Source organism: Bacillus chungangensis, assembly GCF_030812995.1.
GTDB lineage: Bacteria > Bacillota > Bacilli > Bacillales > Bacillaceae_C > Bacillus_CF > Bacillus_CF chungangensis.
In genome coordinates, this window is sequence record NZ_JAUSTT010000005.1 from 1 (window position 1) to 15,622 (window position 15,622).

At 42.9% G+C, this 15,622-nt stretch carries 19 protein-coding genes; all 19 read right to left on the bottom strand.

The window, feature by feature from the left end:
- Window positions 1–630: 630 nt before the first annotated feature.
- Window positions 631–1,128, bottom strand: a complete 498-nt coding sequence (locus tag J2S08_RS05240) for a GrpB family protein (RefSeq protein WP_307227357.1) — start codon at window positions 1,126–1,128, stop codon at window positions 631–633.
- A gap of 147 nt (window positions 1,129–1,275) precedes the next feature.
- Window positions 1,276–1,422, bottom strand: a complete 147-nt coding sequence (locus tag J2S08_RS22435; protein WP_370875633.1) for a CD1375 family protein — start codon at window positions 1,420–1,422, stop codon at window positions 1,276–1,278.
- Window positions 1,419–1,670: a hypothetical protein gene (locus J2S08_RS05245; protein ID WP_307227359.1), complete on the bottom strand. Its 252-nt coding sequence runs from the start codon at window positions 1,668–1,670 to the stop codon at window positions 1,419–1,421. Before J2S08_RS05245 ends, J2S08_RS22435 begins: the two co-directional genes overlap by 4 nt.
- Window positions 1,671–1,691: 21 nt before the next feature.
- Window positions 1,692–2,903, bottom strand: coding sequence for a phage tail protein (locus J2S08_RS05250; RefSeq protein ID WP_307227361.1), 1,212 nt, complete (start codon window positions 2,901–2,903; stop codon window positions 1,692–1,694).
- 308 nt (window positions 2,904–3,211) lie between these two features.
- Window positions 3,212–3,853 (bottom strand): putative phage tail protein, encoded by a 642-nt coding sequence (locus J2S08_RS05255; protein WP_307227363.1) that lies wholly within the window; start codon window positions 3,851–3,853, stop codon window positions 3,212–3,214.
- Complete coding sequence (locus J2S08_RS05260) at window positions 3,850–4,965, bottom strand: baseplate J/gp47 family protein (RefSeq protein WP_307227364.1); 1,116 nt, start codon at window positions 4,963–4,965, stop codon at window positions 3,850–3,852. Before J2S08_RS05260 ends, J2S08_RS05255 begins: the two co-directional genes overlap by 4 nt.
- Window positions 4,937–5,419 (bottom strand): DUF2634 domain-containing protein, encoded by a 483-nt coding sequence (locus J2S08_RS05265; protein WP_307227366.1) that lies wholly within the window; start codon window positions 5,417–5,419, stop codon window positions 4,937–4,939. Before J2S08_RS05265 ends, J2S08_RS05260 begins: the two co-directional genes overlap by 29 nt.
- Before the next feature lies 1 nt (window position 5,420).
- Window positions 5,421–5,732 (bottom strand): DUF2577 family protein, encoded by a 312-nt coding sequence (locus J2S08_RS05270; protein WP_307227368.1) that lies wholly within the window; start codon window positions 5,730–5,732, stop codon window positions 5,421–5,423.
- 1 nt (window position 5,733) lies between these two features.
- Window positions 5,734–6,726 carry an XkdQ/YqbQ family protein gene (locus tag J2S08_RS05275; protein WP_307227370.1) on the bottom strand — a complete coding sequence of 331 codons (993 nt, stop codon included), beginning with the start codon at window positions 6,724–6,726 and terminating at the stop codon, window positions 5,734–5,736.
- A 4-nt stretch (window positions 6,727–6,730) separates the two neighbouring features.
- A complete protein-coding gene (locus J2S08_RS05280) occupies window positions 6,731–7,381 on the bottom strand; it encodes a LysM peptidoglycan-binding domain-containing protein (RefSeq protein ID WP_307227373.1) in 651 nt (216 codons plus the stop codon).
- 81 nt (window positions 7,382–7,462) lie between these two features.
- On the bottom strand, window positions 7,463–10,234 hold the full coding sequence (locus tag J2S08_RS05285) for a hypothetical protein (RefSeq protein ID WP_307227375.1): 2,772 nt from the start codon (window positions 10,232–10,234) through the stop codon (window positions 7,463–7,465).
- A 159-nt stretch (window positions 10,235–10,393) separates the two neighbouring features.
- On the bottom strand, window positions 10,394–10,885 hold the full coding sequence (locus tag J2S08_RS05290; RefSeq protein WP_307227376.1) for a phage tail assembly chaperone: 492 nt from the start codon (window positions 10,883–10,885) through the stop codon (window positions 10,394–10,396).
- Window positions 10,886–10,901: 16 nt separating this feature from the next.
- Window positions 10,902–11,342: a phage tail tube protein gene (locus J2S08_RS05295; protein ID WP_307227378.1), complete on the bottom strand. Its 441-nt coding sequence runs from the start codon at window positions 11,340–11,342 to the stop codon at window positions 10,902–10,904.
- A 162-nt stretch (window positions 11,343–11,504) separates the two neighbouring features.
- The gene (locus J2S08_RS05300; RefSeq protein WP_307227381.1) at window positions 11,505–12,908 is read right to left on the bottom strand and encodes a phage tail sheath subtilisin-like domain-containing protein; all 1,404 of its coding nucleotides are present in this window, start codon (window positions 12,906–12,908) and stop codon (window positions 11,505–11,507) included.
- 3 nt (window positions 12,909–12,911) lie between these two features.
- On the bottom strand, window positions 12,912–13,118 hold the full coding sequence (locus J2S08_RS05305; protein WP_307227382.1) for an oligoribonuclease: 207 nt from the start codon (window positions 13,116–13,118) through the stop codon (window positions 12,912–12,914).
- Window positions 13,105–13,941: a hypothetical protein gene (locus tag J2S08_RS05310; RefSeq protein ID WP_307227384.1), complete on the bottom strand. Its 837-nt coding sequence runs from the start codon at window positions 13,939–13,941 to the stop codon at window positions 13,105–13,107. The genes J2S08_RS05305 and J2S08_RS05310 overlap by 14 nt, the downstream gene beginning before the upstream one ends.
- A 59-nt stretch (window positions 13,942–14,000) precedes the next feature.
- Window positions 14,001–14,381 (bottom strand): hypothetical protein, encoded by a 381-nt coding sequence (locus J2S08_RS05315; RefSeq protein WP_307227386.1) that lies wholly within the window; start codon window positions 14,379–14,381, stop codon window positions 14,001–14,003.
- A 40-nt stretch (window positions 14,382–14,421) separates the two neighbouring features.
- Window positions 14,422–14,724 (bottom strand): hypothetical protein, encoded by a 303-nt coding sequence (locus J2S08_RS05320; RefSeq protein ID WP_307227388.1) that lies wholly within the window; start codon window positions 14,722–14,724, stop codon window positions 14,422–14,424.
- Between the two features lie 105 nt (window positions 14,725–14,829).
- Window positions 14,830–15,333 carry a sigma-70 family RNA polymerase sigma factor gene (locus tag J2S08_RS05325; RefSeq protein WP_307227390.1) on the bottom strand — a complete coding sequence of 168 codons (504 nt, stop codon included), beginning with the start codon at window positions 15,331–15,333 and terminating at the stop codon, window positions 14,830–14,832.
- Window positions 15,334–15,622 lie beyond the last annotated feature (289 nt).

Genomic DNA, 15,622 nt, shown 5'->3' on the forward strand with positions numbered 1-15,622 from the left:
TGAGTCGTTACTCCCAAGTTTGGATATGAATCTCCTAGTCCGAGATTCAGTGGGACTTTAACCCACCTGATGAGCGTGCTGCCACGCACGCACTACGGCATCGGCTGACTTCTCACGATAAACCTTTTTCGACCAACTTTCTTCTTAGGGGACTCCTCAGCTGTCCGTGAGACCTCCCAGGGTAAGACAACTAGCTTTCCTCTTTTACTCGCCTGATTTACTCTATAGGATTACGCACATCTTTTTGGACTTTGACTTGTTATGGAGTCTTATCCGCCCATAGAGCCTCGTATCAGATTTCTGTTCGTCGAGCCAAGATTTTGATACGCGCTTCCTTCAGCCCTTACCTCGAAATAAGTACCTTGCGCTTCTCTAGTGGTTGGTTGATGTGTACCCCCACAGCGGACTTTCACCACCTAGATAGTTGCCATGCCTGGCGCACATAAAAAAACACCTTTATGAAGGTGTAGGTGTGACTGTTTTTTCTATTTCAATTATTAGCTGTCTTTCTTAACTGAACTATACGTTCGTACAACAAAAAAAGCTACCCAGGTCAAAACTCCCAACACTCATTATTAGATGATAGATTATTCAATAAAAAAGGAGAATTTTACTAAAGAAATTCATATGTCATAGTTTTTTATATTCTGGAGTTTTCATTAATCTTTGGAAAAATTCATTTTTAGCTTTTCTATAATCATCCATAGCCTTCCCTTCATACTTCTTTTTTAACTCGTCATATTCTTTCCTATAATGATCATTTCGTAATAAAACATCACGAAACTTCCAAAAGAAATCGTGTTCTGAACCTATGACAGTTAATTGTACTCCAAGAGGTGGAATAGTGGAATCATCTTTAAAAGCCCTAAACCTGTCTGTTTTTATACTGCCTTCATTAAGCTCATATAATGCTGAAAGTGAGTCAACTGCTTCAAAGAATTGTCCAGAGATAACACGTACTTGTATATCTAAATCACCTTTTGTTAGGCTATTAGGAATGGCTGTGCTTCCAACGTGCTGGACATCAGCCTCAGGCAGGCTTTCTTTCATGATTTTTTTGTGAGCTAAAAAAGTTTTTTCTGCATTTTCATCAAACAGACTGTTATCTAAGAAATGAACTAATTCCATCTTACTCTCCCCTAAAAATAATCTATATCGTTTATTCTACATTCTTAGTAGATTAACCTTCTTCCTTAGTAGATTAAACATTTTTCTTGGGTGTTTATTTATTTTTCGGAATATGTGATGTGTTTAAGAACGAGAATTCTTTCACTTTCAAACATGATTAATCATTTCTTTATGTTGCACATCATCGTTCTTATGCGCAACTAACGCTTTTTGGACATCGCTACGAATTATAACTGGTACTTGCTGCAGCTCTCTCAATCCCGCTTGAATAAGTCGTACATAAACATAAATCATTCCGTTTCACCGTCCTTCAGCTTAGTTAGCTCCTCAAACATTTCTGCTAGAGCTAAAGATAGTTGCAAATTTTCTTCTTGTAATTTTTCAATTCTTTGGTTAAAAGTTGGTTGTACAGGAATAACCTCATCCTCGGGAATTTCCGACATTACAGGCACTTCAACCCGATGGGAAATAGTTTCTCCGTCTCGTGTATATTCAGTAACTTGTTTATCATTTTCAACATATTCACGTAAAACTTCTAACATTTAAGTTCCTCCTTTGAATTATTATTTTAAAATGTAACTCGCACTCACATACAAATAGTTTGAAGTTGAAGATTTAAAAGAAAGACTAATTTTTAGTTTATTAGTAAATTCTATCATCGGAGAAAACAGTCCAGTCCCATGTGAAATGGAACTACCTTCAATATTGAAGGTTTCAACTTGTCCATCTGCTTCGATTGTAATTTCAACTTCTCCAAGCGCGGAGGTGTTAGATGCTAAGTTAAATGATGTTACAATACCTTTTCCGGTAATATTTACAATTGTTGCATTCGAAGAATTTGAATAATGTCTAGAAGATACGAATTTAGGAGTCCCAGTAAAGATATTGTTAGACTCAATTTTCCCTTCGATTCGCTTTAAGTATTTAAATAAAGAATCTGTCCCCGCTGTAGATGGATTCGCCATCCCAATCAAATCCGCTTTCGTTTTGATTGTCGGAATCAAATCTGTTTGTTTCTTAACAGCTTCCACAGTAGTTTTCACAGAGTCTACCATATTAGGCAGCTGCTCAAATTCTTCTCCTACGTTTTGTTGGATTTGCTCAATTTGGTCTTCTGCCGAATTCATTCTATTTGTTAAACCTGTAATATTCGTTTCATTTGTCGCTATTTTTTCCTTATGCGCAATAACAAGATCATTTACTTTTTTAACCGCACTTGGTGTCGCTCCTTCTGTTGTGCTTGTGCTATTGACAGCGTCAGACAATTGAACATGCCCTACCTGTGTTAAAGAAGCTTTTGTATTAGCGTGTTTGCCTATTTCTTCTTCTACCCATTTACGTGATGGCATGGCGATGGTCGGATCGATTTTTAATTGAACTGATGATGCGTTTGTTACTTCAATGATCATACGAAGATATAGGTCTTTTGCTGAGCCCTCTGTTAAAATCGGTTTGTATGTTTCAGGATATTTTCCGACTGCAATTAAATCGCCTTCTGCGTCAAATACTCCAACTTCTCTGACATTGAATCCTCCTGCATCAGCTGGGATAACAGCTTCGAGGATAATCCAATTCGAATTTTCCTCGTCAGTGTGAATAGAGCTAATGTTTCCACGCCAGACCTCGCTTTGCAGTTCTGTTTGATTTTCAGACGGATTATATTGACGGTCACCAACTGCAAGATGTGTGATATCGACTTTTCTTCCAAGTACTTGCGCATTTGCTATTTTCGCTTTTCCAACAGCAGTTAGAATCGTATAATATTTTTCTGCCATGATCATTTACTCCGTTCTATCAAAATTTTATCGGATTTAGTGAACCTTCCATTAGTGGGAATCTCTTATCTCCTACTAATGGTTGGAATCAATCGGTCATTTACTAACAGTTCCCCCGTCAGACTTCTTCTTTTTTTATTCTTAACGGGAATTTTCTTGTTAGCTAGAGAGGGGATAAAGTGAAACTTTCATTAGTAGGGGTTTTCTCTCATCCCCTACTAATGGTTAGTTGAACCAATCGGACATTTGACTTTCAGTTATCCTCCACCTAGACTTCTTCGATTCCTCTTACTCTTGAGGTGGGGGTCTTACTGCCAGTTAGATGTGGGATAAATAGAAATTGTTTCTAAAGATCGTGATGCGGTTCCAAATCGCGCATAGCCCTTTGTTTCTAGCTCGGTGTTCCGCCAAGGATAGACAGTTACTTCCTCCCCGAAAAGCATTGCGGATGCCAAATGCATTTTTCCACTTAAGTGTTGGGTGATGCGATACCCAAGGTGAGCGGGTTTGATTTTATTTACTTCGTGAATAAGTTTTGGAAAATCTACGTTTTCAGCTGTTTTGTCTAAATTGATGCGAAATACATAATCATCGATATTTTCTTCGATTGTTACTTTTACTCCAGCTGCCGCAGAAGCAACCATTTCAACACGCTCTTTGTTAACAGGAAAATAAGTATTTAAAAATACGATGATTCGTTTGCGGCGTTCTTCTATACTTAATCCTTTCCCGTTGCTTAAACCAAGCCGCTGCTCCCAGTAGGAAAGAGACCATGATGCAAATTGCGGGTAAACCTGCTCACGGACACTTTTGGCCGTCTTCCAAAGATCATCAAGCTCTTTCCCATTTGCTTCAAAAATATGAAGCATATACGCATCGTGGTGATAGATTGGAAGAATAGCAGATAGCATCTCTTTAGCAGTTGGTGAGGTGATCATGCGGTCTTTCACGATGCCTTCACCTCACCAACAACAGCGATTTCTCCGCTATCGAGCTGGATATTTTCCGCAAGCCCGTTCAGTAATAAATTGTCATAGTCCTTTACCCCTTGCGTTTCGATAATGAACGATCCTATTCGCGCATAACGGATCAGCCCGCCAATCGAAACGTCGGAAAAGTAAGCAGCGACCGCTTGTTTAATCGAAGCGAGTATCTCTTCTATATCTGCCCCATCTTCTAATTCTAAGGAGAAGGAAAGATGAACGGTCATCCTTTCAACCGAATCAACAGTAACAAGCGCTCCAATTGGCGCTAGTCCTCCACCCTTTCTTTCATCAGGAGCAATATGCTGTTGAACTGCGGCGATTAATTCTGGAGTGGCGACGCCTCCATTGCTGTCTGTTATCATCACTTTGACAGTTCCAGCTCCGTTCCATTCTGGCAAGACGATCACTTCTCCAACTCCAGGAACTTCCTTTGCCCATCTTTCATAATCTCGGCGGGCACCACTTAATGATTTATTTTGATCACGGTCTATAATCCGCTCCCTGAATGAGCTGTCGCTTTCAATATCTGCTCCACCACTTGTCGCTTCTTCATTGATGATTTCGACAATTCCCGGTATCGGTTCCATGAGAATACGAATCGATTCGGCCGGCACATTTCCGACCACCCCAGGTTCAACTGCTTCAATAGAAGTTACTGCCTTCCCGTTTTCGTCTGTCGTTATTTCTTGTGTTGTCTTAAAAACAATCGCAGCAGTATGATCGCTCGCGACCGTTGCTACTTTTGTACCTGCCCGAATCGTCACGCCAGGTTTGCCGATGAAAACCATATGCGACCCCTTAGCAGCAACAGCCGGCCTTCTCGTCACACCAATCGGTGTACCATGCCAATCTAAAAATATCCCTTCCGCAAACTGTGGAAACATCATCATCATTGTCAGTGTTAGTTCGTATTCAATCATCTTCGCTTTTTCCATCGCAACAGGTTTTGTTACGTCATAAATTAACGCACCTTCGGAAAGGTCGTAGTTGCGAGGCAAGCTTTTCAACATGCGTTGGTGAATGTCTTCTTCGCTTACTTGCAAAAAGTCAGGCAGGGCGAATGTTGACTGTTCCAATTGCTTCACCGCCTTTCGTCATTTCGTAAAATTCCGTTCCGTATACAGACTCCACTTGGAAAGTGATCCACACATTGTCTCCTTTCCATTCGAATGCAAAGGAATCGACCGCTTTCGTTCGTGCATCAACCATTAATGCTTCGGTGATGGTTCGTTTGATTTCACTTTCGGCAATGCCGCGATCATGAAAGGAACGGACAATATTCGCTAATTCTACGCCAAAATCACTGCTGTAAGCTGGATATTGATAGCGCTCTGTAAGCAGGCATTTCATCACCCAAAAACGATAGGCGTCTTTTTCATCGCCGATTACCGCTTGGCCTACACCATTGATGTCAAGCTGAACGGTTTCCATATTAAAAACTGGGGCAACAACATCGAGCGGCTGTTGATCAAAAGCATCCTCTGCAATGATGATTGGTGTATCAAAAGCAGGATATAATGTTTCTGCCATCTTATTTCACCTGCCCTATGATGATGTACGTTCTTCCCTCGTCTATCGGGACGCAAAGAACCCGATCGCCTTCTTCCAGTTTTAATCGAATGATATAATCGTGTGACGTTCCGGTTGATTCGGAAATCAGTGTTGCCTTTTCCTCCATTACGCTGCAATCTGTTAACGGAATTGGATGTTCAAAATGGTCTAATTTAAGACCGCTGCTTGTAATCGTGCCAAGGATCGCTGACTTTACTTGAAAACCGATTGTTTTGGCTGTTGTTTCTCGCATTACTTGCAGTAAAGCGTTGGCTCCCTTGCTTCCTTCCATCCTAATCACCCCTTAGATTCAAGCTCATCCGCAATGAAGAAATATCTCTAGAAATTCCTTCAACGATATAGCGTCCGCCAATGGTGCCTGTTTTCACTTCGACTTTGTCCCCTCTGCGAATCCACGGAATATCTGGGCCATTGAGAGACCTTTCGATTTTTGGCTTGCCTTTTTCTTTTAACATTTCATCGGCTGCTTTTTGAGCTTCTGAGACACTTTCATAAGAATCGCTGTACAACACTTCTTGAATGATGCCAAATTTCGTATTCCCATCTTTCACTGCTTTTAAAAGCGCTCTGCCTTCATTCCCTTCGTTGCCATAGATTTTCACACGAGTAACCAAGTTCTCGATGCTATGCTCGTCAGCGCTATCTTCGACGAAGTGATCGTCCAACACATAGATCGTTTCATTAGACCCTTCTTTGACGACTTCTAAACTGCCTTGTGTAGACCGCACAAGAAAGCGGCCTGCGCCCTTTTTCTCCGATTCTTCTAAACGATCTGCGATAATATCGCCTAGACTTCCATTTGAGTAAGGTTTTTTTGCTAGTTTCACAGTCGGTCCATCGATGCGCCCAACGGGAACTCCTGCTTTTTCAGCGATCTTTTTAATACTAGATGCCCCTGTCTCGCCTGATCCGAAATACCAATGTTCCTTTGATTGCTGCAGCGGGAACAGTGGATCATACGCTGTTATTTCAATCGTGTGATCAGACGCATTCGTTTTCCAACGATAGACAGCCCCGCGAAAAACTTCTTTCCAACCGCTGCCATCTGTTGCCTGTAAAATAAGTCTTTTGGCAAGGTAAACATGTTGATGAATCCAGCCGTCTTTCAATTTCACATTTTTAAGCTGAACGTTTAAGCGGGCAGCAAGTTCTTGCGGCAATGTCTCAAGAGACGCAGATAAAATCAGATGGTCTACCGTTATTTGCCGGCCATCTGGCGGCACCAAAGTAAGGCGATAAGCTACTTTTGATAAATCGATTGCCATTTGCTCACCACCCAGAAGGCAAAGTAAACACTTCGCCAGGATAAATTAAATCAGGGTTTTTACTCTTGCTTTTATCTTTGTTGATTTCCCAGAGTTCCGGCCATTTGCCGCCATGTCCTGCGTATTTCCTCGCAATATTCCATAAATTTTCGCCTTTAACAACCGTATGTGTTTTGGGCTGCGGCTTCGGATCGGGTCTTTTTTCCGGAGGCTTGCTTGCTTGCTCAGGCTTCTTCTCTTGAACGGAAAAGGATCGCTTTTCGGTAAAAGAAATCGCATAATAAATATCGCCAAATCCACCCCGATAACTCGGTTCAAATGACGACAAAAAGACAGGGATATTCCAAGAAGATTCGGTAATAATGAGCCGAAGCTGATAATCGTCTCCTTCTGCTCCCATCCACCTTTCCAGCAGGCGAACAATATCATTTGGCGGCAAATCTGTGTGCCTTTCAGGAACGCTTTGTCTGACACCAGGGAAAAATCCTTCCCAGCTCACCCTGACAGACGTCATTCCTCTTGGCATCTCAATATCGCCAATTGTAATCGGCGAAAATGATAACGTTTTAGGCCCCATTTGCACACGAAGTTCCTCTGGAGATACAGGGAATACCAATGTCTGCTTATTGTTCATATCGATTAACGATATTTTCATTGCACACCTCCTAAAGTAATTGATATAAGAAGATTGAAAGAACACGTTCCTAAAAAAAAAGCGGCGCGATGCCGCCTTTGCTTATGTCGCAAGCGGCATATTTCCTGCCACTTCCCGCATTTTTTCTGCTAAGTTCAAACCAACCGCATCTGCAATTTTCTCCGCGATCTTGTTGGCATCGATATCGTTTCCTTCCGCTTGTACGATAACACTGACACTCGGATTGACATGAATATCACCAAATACAGCGCCAGCATTTCCGACGACTGTGGCATCATTTGATGCCAACGGTACTTTTCCAACTAGACCGCCGCTTGCGAATGGTTTTACCCCGAGCATTCGTCCTGTTCTCTCGTACAATTCCATAGCACGGCTTCTTCTGCTGCTTGAAAGAGGAATGATCATCTCTGGCCCTGCTTCACCGACAAGACCGAGATGCGGGCGATTAATATAGCCACCGTTTGCATACTTTTTCTTGCCGGATGAAGACTTGCTTGTTTTTAAACCAGTTGTATCCTCGCCTCTTTTAGTCGTCTTACTAAAAAAACTTGTAACGCCGTCCCATCGATTGGAAACCCAGCCGCTGACACCATTCCACATGTCCTTTATACCGCCCCATATATCTGAAACAATTCCCCAGGCAGTTTCAAAGGCTCCTGTGATAACTCCTGTTACGGCTTCTACACCTTGTTCAATCGGTCCCCATACGTTTTCTGTAAACCATTCGTTTACCGCACCCCAGACTTCCATGATGCCTTCGCTTGCGCTAGAGAAGTGCTCAGTAAACCATTCTGTCACTACTCCCACAGCTTCTTGGAGAGGAGCCCAAACAGTTTCTTCAAACCACGCTGCTACAACACCCCAAACTTCGGACAACCAGTTATAGGATTCAGTAAACCTCTCAATGATGAAATCAACTGCTAGACCTACGCCTTCCGAAAGAGGCGTCCAGACCGTTTCCATAAACCATTCGGCTACAGCCCCCCAGACCTCGGACAACCAGTTATAAGTCTCAGTGAACCGCTCAATAATGAAATCAACGGCTGTACCAACACCTTCCGAGATCGGCGTCCAGACGGTTTCCATGAACCAACTGCTTAAAGCCTGCCATCTTTCTGCAATCCACTCTCTTCCCATATCAAAAAGACCGACAAGAAAGTTTAGCGTATTTACTCCGAAGTCGGATATCGGTGTCCAGACGTTTTCCATAAACCAATTGCTTAGCGTATTCCAGCTCTCGCTAATCCAATCTGCTGCAATGGAAGCCCCTGTACTGATCGGTGTCCACACAGTCTCGTTGAACCAATTGCTAAAGCTGCTCCACTGATCGGATATCCAATCTAAAGCACTGCTAAAAGCCTCCTTGATGTTTATTCCGATCGCCTTAAAATCTAAGCTGCCAAGGCAATCACCAACCGCACCGCCGCCAAGAGAACCGATAACACCTCCGGCGATGCCGCCTATGGCTGTGCCAATTCCAGGTACGACCGAGCCAATTGCAGCCCCAGCTGCTGCTCCACCTACGCCGCCAGCTAATGAGCCTACGCCGCCAGGCAACTCTTCTTTTGACATTGTCAAGAGACTTGCCGCTCCCAACAATGAACCGAGTCCTGGTATTTTTCCTGCTATTGCTCCTGCCATGTTTGGTAATTTTGGGAGTTTGGGAAGTTTGGGAAACTTAAACCTGCTTTTCGGTTTTTCTGATTTTCGTTGTTGAGCCATTTCTTTCATTGCTTTACTATAAGAATCCTCTTTCGGGGCAGGAGGTTTATTCGCTTGAACAGAAGCCTTTACTTGCGCGCATTTCCCTTTTCCTTTACCGCCTTTCCCGCCAAACAATTCTTTCACTTTGTCGAATGGTTTCAATAGCTTTGAAGCAGCATTTAATGCCAGTAAATCAAAAATAATCGCATTTGCTATCGAGCCATTTCCCGTGATCGCATTCCAATTGATGGAGGCAAATTTTTTTGCTATTTCAGTTGCCAACATTCCGATATCAAGGCTTTCGATGAAGTTTTTTATAAAACTAGAGGCTGCATCTGCTCCTGCTTTCGTAAAGGCACTAGCGCCTTCCGAGTCTACTCCTAAAGCACCAAGTACGGCTCCTTTGATTAAGTCTCCAAAAGCAGTGCCCATTCTTCCAGTCAATCCTGTTACTTGATCATGTCCGATACGATCCCACCAGTCAGAAAACGAATTACTGGCATCATCGATCATTAATTTTACTTTTGCACCGAAGGACAAATCTTCGTACTTGTCCGATAAAAATAAATCAGCTAGATAAGATGACGCTGTTTCTACGTGCTTGATCATAAAGGAGGCAAATTTTTCCCCATATTGTTCGATTTTGCTGCTCATTTCATCGAGAATATCTTTATTTTCATTTTTCCATTCTCTAAACTTTATTAACGCCGGCGACAGGGCTTTATCCATCCCTCTTCCCCAGCTCATAAAGACTGTTTCGTTAAAAAGCGATTTGACATCGGCAATGAGGATAGGAAGCTGAGTGCCCATCGCATCGGGACCAATCTTGCCAAGGAGGGAAATGGCGGTGTCGATGATGCCCTTTAAAGGTTTGGTTACCATATCTATCGCCCAGAACGCGATGTTGTACGTTCTATTTGCGACCTTTTTTGCGTAGCCACCGACGGTCTTGATGACTTTTGAAGCTTGATCAATCGCGCCAATTGTCATGGACCACCTTCCTTTGGTGAGCTGGTCCATTCGCTTTTGCATATTCATGATCGTTCTTTGAAAAGCAGTGACTTCTTTTTCTGCTTTTTTTAAACCTGGAGAAAACGAATCAATTACTTCGATGGGAATTTCTATTCTAAATACTTGTTCATTTGCCACTATCTCACCCCTTTGGCTGTTTATGGAGCTTGGCATTTTTGTATTCTTTCTCCATTTGATACATCATCGAAGCAAATACGAACGACTGAACGCCCTCAGGCTTGTTCATGATTTCATCAGGCGTTCTGCCCGTTCGTTGGAAGACTTCATGCAGGAGGGTTAGTTTTCCTCCTGCTCCGATGAGTTTTTTACTATTTCTTCCGTATCATCGCTATAGCCGCTCATCTCATCGATTTTGTCAATGATCGCTTTCTTTTCACCAGCTTTTAGGACTTTATCGATTAAATCTGGCCCATTTAAGACACCGAGTGTTTTCCACGCCTCTTTGTTGTTCCATAGTCGTTTGCGATCCTCAGCTGCTGTCGCATGATAGATTAATAGAGAACGGAATCTTGTAATATTTGTCTCTTCTGCTACTTTTACGCCGCCAAGGTTTTTCGCTTTCTTGAATTTCGTTGCTTGGTCTTGCAGTTCGTTATATTCTTTTTCTGTTAAACCATGGATGCGGAATTGAAAGAGCACTTTGCCTTTGCGGGCAATTTCAATCATGACAGTGTCATTTTTATTGTCAGCGGCTGCATCAAGGAGGCCGCGAAGGACATCCTCCTCCACGGCCAATAATTCTTCATTCGTTCGTTTTTCAGTAGACATATGCATTCTCCTTCCATTAATCGTGTGCTCTTAATACACCAGTAAAGTTTAGCTGCGGCATTTTTTCGCCTTTTTTGAAGCCATTTAAGATTTTGACGAGCATTTTGTCTCTAACAATCGTTTCTGTAAAAGTAAGTGTGAATGTATAGCCAGTCGTAATACCCCATACGACCATGTTTCCTGCTGCTTGATAGTCATTCGTGTTGAAATTCATTTGCGCTTGGAACGTATTCACTTCGGCGAGGAAATTTCCTTCCTCATCATAAAGCTCTCCGTCTTTTCCATGAAGGATGTTTCTTGGATCCCATTCGCCGCCATCCAATTCTTCTTGCAATTCAGGCGGCATATTCACACGAAAACTCCACTCACGACTAAGGATTTCACCCGGCTGCACATTGACAACATCGATCGAACCATCTGGAATACAATTCCTAAATACGTATCTTCCATCAGACATACTGATCACTCCTATTTAAGTAATATGTGAAACTTTCATCAGTGAGCTTTCTCATTCCTCACTGATGGTGACAATGTATCGGCAGTTTTGCCTATCAAATTTCTAATCTTGGGAGCAGAGAAGGAAGCCCTTTCTCTGCTATAAAAAGAAAAAGTACCTGCCTTAATATTGAAAGCCAAATGCCAAATATAGCTTCTCAATGCCATCAAGATCGACAAGGTCACGGAATTTAAACCATGCCGCATCTCCTTTAGGCAAGTTCTGCTCGTCCACAATCAATTCGCCGCTTTCCAGTCCGCCTTCCATGATCATGTCATTAATAATGCCATTGGCAACAGTGATCACGTATTGACGTCCATCGCTGGAATTGTCAATGCCGTCGCCGCTTCCCATTGCTTTAGAAAGCGTAAAGGCCACACGGTCAATTAATTCAAAACGAGTGCGGACGCGGCGGATTTTTTTCCAGCCATCATCTTCTTCGCTAGCAACGGAAACGAGGGTATTAATGCCGTAATCTACTTGCGCCAGTCCATCTGGATTTAAGGAGAACACGAGCATTCCATTCTTCGCTGCCTCATTATATTGTGAAGAGGATAATTCACCGTATACGCCAACAGAGCCTCTAACGGTTTTCTTCGTTAAGCTAGATTTATAGGAAGCAGAAACCATCTTCCCTAATACGTGCCCGGCAGCTTTTGCCCCATCTACGCCTCCGGTCTTCGTTTCAAAACCATTGCCGACGTAAATCATTGCAAAGTCGTTAAACGAACGAGCATTGTTCTTTCGTGTTTCAAATGGGACCGTGATCTTTTCACCGACAACACCAGTAAACCTTGCCCCTTCACGCAATTTGCGATTGACAAAAGCTTGTAAACTAGCATGAATGATCGGGTCTTCAGAATCGACCGTAATCCCATCAAAGAAGCGCTTTTCGATAACTCCGAATGCATCTACATAATCTTGAGCGGTTACTTTTGGGTCTTCTCCGCCTTTTACACTTTCATTTAAAATCGCAGCAATGCTGCTTCCTTCGTTTTCTAGTACGACAGCGTCGAAATATTTACTCGTTTCATTTAGAAGTGAGGCAAGATGATTCCCTTCATTTTCGCCGCTCTTGAATGTTAATTTTTCAATTTGACGATCGCCTTCAAAGACAATAAACTCTTTTTCAGACACATCAAGTGCTGTCCGAATTGTCACCGTAAATTGGCGGGAAGTTGGATATTTCGTTCCGAGACGAAGCGTGTCAGTTCCTTCTTCATCTTTTAAGACGATTTCGCCAAGCGCTCCTCCAGTACCAGCTCGTACGACTTGAACAGTATAAGCGCCGCCTTGAAAAATTTCTTTTACCACTTCAGCGCCATAGCCTGAACCGATTTTATCGAGAATGTCGCTCTCATCCTCAATCGTGATTGCTTTTTCGAGCGGCCCCCAGTTAGATTTAATAACTGCCGCTGCGATGCCAATCGCCCGCGAATATTTTGCTAATGCTCCATCGTTAAACCAACGTACATATACCCCAGGGCGAACTTTTTGTTCACCTAGTCTAAATAATTCTCCAATCATGTGTTAAGCCTCCCTTTTTTTGAACTGTCGGATTGCCTTTTCTATTTCCGAACGAGTTAAGTGATTTTTTCCTGCTAATTTCATTGCACCTGCCATTAATTCAGGCATCACCCCAAAAGAAGCAGCCGCCCCGATGATTTCAGAACGGCTGTACTTCGGTTCATTTGATACAGGGGGGATGTTTGTTGTTGTTTGCTTATTTTTTGCCATATATAACACCTCCTCGTTTCGGATCAACTTCTACCCTGTTTAATTTTTCATACACTGCTTTGCCATGAAGGATGCCATAACGAACTTCTAATTCAATTTGCCCCGCTTTGAATGGATCTTGGTCATGATTTGCCGATACAGTTAAAAAAGTCAGCTTTGACTTGTCTGACAAAGATGCGCCCGTATCTAAGGCAAGCTGCCTTGTAATCTTTTCAACCCACTGTCTGCGAGTAGATGCATCTGCAGCAAGGAGATGGCCGTGCATTTTAACAGTAAGCCAAGCGCCCCAATGCATTTCCTCAACAGATGTAATCGTTGTTTGCCGCCAGAAGAGACTCAGATGATCTGTGGTGAGCAATGCGAGCGGATCAGTATTAATGTGAGGAAATCTTGCTGTCGTCCATCTTTTCATCGCTTCGACCGGATCTGGTTCAATCGGAGTATGCAATAGCCAAGCGAGTGAAAAAATTTTAAAACGCAAGCCCCGCGTTAAGGCATCCCAATCTTCATCCACCATGTCATCGCTGACAGTGCCGACATATTCGATATAATAAGGCGTCCCATCGTATGCAAAGCTTTTTTGGTGAAGGGCAGCAATGACCTCTTTAGATATCTGATCGACTTCTTGAAACGTTCTCCGCCTTACATATGGCCATACTTCATAAAATGCAGCATGCACTTCGTATTCATTATTTTCCTGTTTTCCAGCTCTTAACACGAGATAAGGCATCTCAAGCTGCGGCCCTGCGGCTGTTGGCTCCCATACATGTCCATTTATTGTTGGGACATGTGCGACAAGCAGTTGTTTGATTGCTTCTCTCATTGATAGGCCCTCCAACATTGTTATTTCCTTCTTCTTGTATTGAAGATTTTCTTTCGTCATCATATGACTCTTTCCAATTCACAACGATAGCCAATGACCTCACTATGCACGATTTGCGGAGAGACTGTTTTCACAATATAATGCATCCCAAGCGCCTCAAATTCATCTCTTACAATCGAGCTTGCTTGGATATCAGCTTGACTAGTTGCCAGCATCTCATAACTGCGATCAACAAGTTTTTCTCCTGCCAGCGTTGCGATTTTTTCTGGAGAGGTGGACTTTGCGGCAAAAATCCGCACAGTAAAAGGGCCTGCCTCTTTTTTTGTTTCCTCTAGGCGGCCTGCTGCTTTCGTCTTTTCTGTTCGTTTGATCGTGACCTCAACTGGATTTTGCTGGATTACCCATTGTACATGTTTGCGCCTCATTGCTCCAATTTCCATGGCTTCACATCCTTTGTCCTGAAGCTGCTCCGTATGCGAATCATGATCGGCCTGCTCTTTCGACATACATGCTAGCCATTGCCAGCGCATGATCGTATTGATCTTTCATTGAGGTAAGCTCGTAATGTTCACTGCCGACAGCATACGATTCAATTCCTCCCTGAACCATGCCTGCTTTCAGTATCCATATATCTGAAGCAGCTTGATACATATCGTTTGTTTCGGTTAAAATTTCTTCCAGCTCTGCATTGGAAAATGCCGCATCGGCATCTGTTCCGCTATCAGGAATCGGGTCATTCACCATCGTTCGCAGTCTTTTGATTTGCGATTCAGTTGTGTTCATTTTCGGCACCGCCTTCCTTTCCCTGTATCCAGCATCGTCTTTGCCTCCCCTCTCTCGTTTTTTGCCTTTCACTATATGGTGGCTTTCGTAAGACAAGTTCATTTTTTATCCACATAAATGCAACATTTGTTCTTTTTTCTTCTTTGTAATTTTAGCTTCGGCGCGTTCAATCATCTTTTGGACAGTACCTTTCGATACACATAATTGGTTCGCAATTTGGCCAAATGACAAACAATGGCCTCTCGACATCAAGTACACTTCTAATTCCCTTTTCGTCAACACAGATAACACATCATCAATCCGCTTGCGATCGCGAGCCGTGATTAAATTTTCCTCCTGATGGTCATCCCATTCATAGACATCTTCTTTCCCGCTTCTAAAATATCTTTGCATCAGCACTGGATCAAACGGACGCTCCCGTTGATAAGCGGCTCTTCTTTCAATGCCTCTGCGGTTGCCAGGCTGACGGCCCGTTTTCATCCATTCCAGTGCATACTCCAAATCAGAAACCATCCCCGACACCAATAGTTTGTCTTTTTCACATACATTTTTTTGCCGCCTTACCATATCAGCAAGCGCATGATCATATTGTTGAATGAGTTCCTCCATCCTTATCAGCTCCAATGTTCATTTTTTTAAGCACAAAAAAGGACACGAAACGAACGTTGATCGTTCATTTCGTGTCCTCCAATAGTTGGAAAGAATTTTTTTATCATAAAGTGAAACTTCCATCAGTGGGGGGGTTTCTCCCATCCCCCAATGGACAAGAAGTAGAACAAAGGCTAAGATCGCAACGTCCTGTTGCAACGCCTTTGTGACCTACGTCCTGTAGGCCCGAACCAATCGGACATTTGACTTTCAGTTATCCCCCACCTAGACTTCTTTGATTCCTCTTACT

Coding starts and splice junctions, on each gene's coding strand:
- J2S08_RS05240 (WP_307227357.1), bottom strand. CDS start 1,128: ATGGAATTAGTTCATTTCTTAGATAACAGTCTGTTTGATGAAAATGCA.
- J2S08_RS22435 (WP_370875633.1), bottom strand. CDS start 1,422: ATGATTTATGTTTATGTACGACTTATTCAAGCGGGATTGAGAGAGCTG.
- J2S08_RS05245 (WP_307227359.1), bottom strand. CDS start 1,670: ATGTTAGAAGTTTTACGTGAATATGTTGAAAATGATAAACAAGTTACT.
- J2S08_RS05250 (WP_307227361.1), bottom strand. CDS start 2,903: ATGGCAGAAAAATATTATACGATTCTAACTGCTGTTGGAAAAGCGAAA.
- J2S08_RS05265 (WP_307227366.1), bottom strand. CDS start 5,419: ATGGCAGAAACATTATATCCTGCTTTTGATACACCAATCATCATTGCA.
- J2S08_RS05270 (WP_307227368.1), bottom strand. CDS start 5,732: ATGGAAGGAAGCAAGGGAGCCAACGCTTTACTGCAAGTAATGCGAGAA.
- J2S08_RS05275 (WP_307227370.1), bottom strand. CDS start 6,726: ATGGCAATCGATTTATCAAAAGTAGCTTATCGCCTTACTTTGGTGCCG.
- J2S08_RS05280 (WP_307227373.1), bottom strand. CDS start 7,381: ATGAAAATATCGTTAATCGATATGAACAATAAGCAGACATTGGTATTC.
- J2S08_RS05290 (WP_307227376.1), bottom strand. CDS start 10,885: ATGTCTACTGAAAAACGAACGAATGAAGAATTATTGGCCGTGGAGGAG.
- J2S08_RS05295 (WP_307227378.1), bottom strand. CDS start 11,342: ATGTCTGATGGAAGATACGTATTTAGGAATTGTATTCCAGATGGTTCG.
- J2S08_RS05300 (WP_307227381.1), bottom strand. CDS start 12,908: ATGATTGGAGAATTATTTAGACTAGGTGAACAAAAAGTTCGCCCTGGG.
- J2S08_RS05305 (WP_307227382.1), bottom strand. CDS start 13,118: ATGGCAAAAAATAAGCAAACAACAACAAACATCCCCCCTGTATCAAAT.
- J2S08_RS05310 (WP_307227384.1), bottom strand. CDS start 13,941: ATGAGAGAAGCAATCAAACAACTGCTTGTCGCACATGTCCCAACAATA.
- J2S08_RS05315 (WP_307227386.1), bottom strand. CDS start 14,381: ATGGAAATTGGAGCAATGAGGCGCAAACATGTACAATGGGTAATCCAG.
- J2S08_RS05320 (WP_307227388.1), bottom strand. CDS start 14,724: ATGAACACAACTGAATCGCAAATCAAAAGACTGCGAACGATGGTGAAT.
- J2S08_RS05325 (WP_307227390.1), bottom strand. CDS start 15,333: ATGGAGGAACTCATTCAACAATATGATCATGCGCTTGCTGATATGGTA.